Origin of the sequence: Xanthomonas cissicola (assembly GCF_008801575.1) — a bacterium.
In the GTDB taxonomy this organism is placed as follows: domain Bacteria; phylum Pseudomonadota; class Gammaproteobacteria; order Xanthomonadales; family Xanthomonadaceae; genus Xanthomonas; species Xanthomonas cissicola.
This window is the reverse complement of sequence record NZ_VZPL01000196.1, coordinates 1-1,155: the sequence shown is the minus strand read 5'-3', so window position 1 is coordinate 1,155 and position 1,155 is coordinate 1. Positions and strand designations below refer to the sequence as shown.

Genomic DNA, 1,155 nt, shown 5'->3' with positions numbered 1-1,155 from the left:
ACTGTTCCGTCGCTTGAAAGGCTACCGCCGGATTTTCTCGCGCTTCGAGAAGCTGGATGTCATGTTCCTTGGATTCCTCAGCTTCGTCCTAGTCGTTGATGGGCTTCGGATGTGTTAACAGGCCCTAGTTCGCAAGGTCGGATCGATACGTCCCAAGCCCGAATGAGCGTGATAGGCATATCTTGGTCGAGCACCCGGATCGCGTCGCGGTGGAGTACCAAGTAGGCCGAATACTTGTCGCTAAGATCTATGTCGGTGAAGGCGATAACCCTATCAAACTTGCTCGCCCTGTCCACGGCGCGAGAAAAGGTTACCTCGTAATAGATGCTCCACTCGATGAAAAAGGGGCGGATCTTGTGAATGTAGTAGCGTGCACCGCTCTCGCGATCGAGTCGTGTACCCTTGGTAGCTTCGATCCGCTCAGAGATCTTCTGGTGGTATTCGCGTAACGAGGGATCCAGATCGAGCGGAAACGACTCCAAGTTTTCCAACACCTCCATAGCGCAGGCGTTGCGAACGAGAGCGCGTAGCCGGTGCATGTATTCGTAATACTTGAGCATCAACCGCTCAGAGGCATCACCATCGAGGGTGTAGTGAGAACTGCTGGTCTGGAGTAGTCGGTGAAAGCGAGCAAGAAAGTTCAGTTTGCCCTTGCTGCGTACGTACGTCAGTGCTGGCTTAGTCGCATCAAAGCTAAACTCGGCATCGTTCGTTCCAAGGTGCAGGCGCACCACGACACCTTCGACCAGATTGCGTAGCTGTGCCAGCACGTTCTGAGACAGTAGCGGACGCTGCGCGGCTAGCGAATCAATGTTTTGGCAGATTGCTGCGCTAGTGCTTCGAATTTGTTCTGCAACTGTTGCCATTACTTTGCCTTATAAAGGAACTGCAGAGTGTGGACGGAGGATAGGTGCTGATGCGCGAGCTAACTCTAGGGAAGGTCTGAATAACGAGGCCTGAGAGTGCGGGATGTCGCGTCGTTCCGAAGAGTGGCGTTTGAATCTTTGGAATTTCGCCATTTCTGGCGCTTTCCGTGGGAATTTCCTGGTTTACAGGCGCACGCTCCCCATAGCCGGCAGCAACTGCTTTCGCTTCATCCACAGATTGGAGAGCGCAAACAAGGTCAGCACGTGTGCGGTGTTTTTGGCCAGGCCG

1 protein-coding gene and 2 pseudogenes are annotated in these 1,155 nt (G+C 53.8%); 1 reads left to right on the top strand and 2 read right to left on the bottom strand.

Going from position 1 to position 1,155, the window contains the following annotated elements:
* Window positions 1–118, top strand: a pseudogene (locus tag F7R02_RS25460) (IS5-like element ISCARN85 family transposase); the annotation flags it as partial.
* Here F7R02_RS25460 and F7R02_RS25455 read toward each other — a convergent pair.
* Together F7R02_RS25455 and F7R02_RS25445 are read right to left on the bottom strand one after the other, a co-directional pair.
* The gene (locus tag F7R02_RS25455; protein ID WP_139370852.1) at window positions 78–866 is read right to left on the bottom strand and encodes a hypothetical protein; all 789 of its coding nucleotides are present in this window, start codon (window positions 864–866) and stop codon (window positions 78–80) included. The pseudogene F7R02_RS25460 and the gene F7R02_RS25455 sit on opposite strands and share 41 nt — an antisense overlap.
* A 183-nt stretch (window positions 867–1,049) precedes the next feature.
* Window positions 1,050–1,155, bottom strand: a pseudogene (locus F7R02_RS25445) (IS5/IS1182 family transposase); the annotation flags it as partial.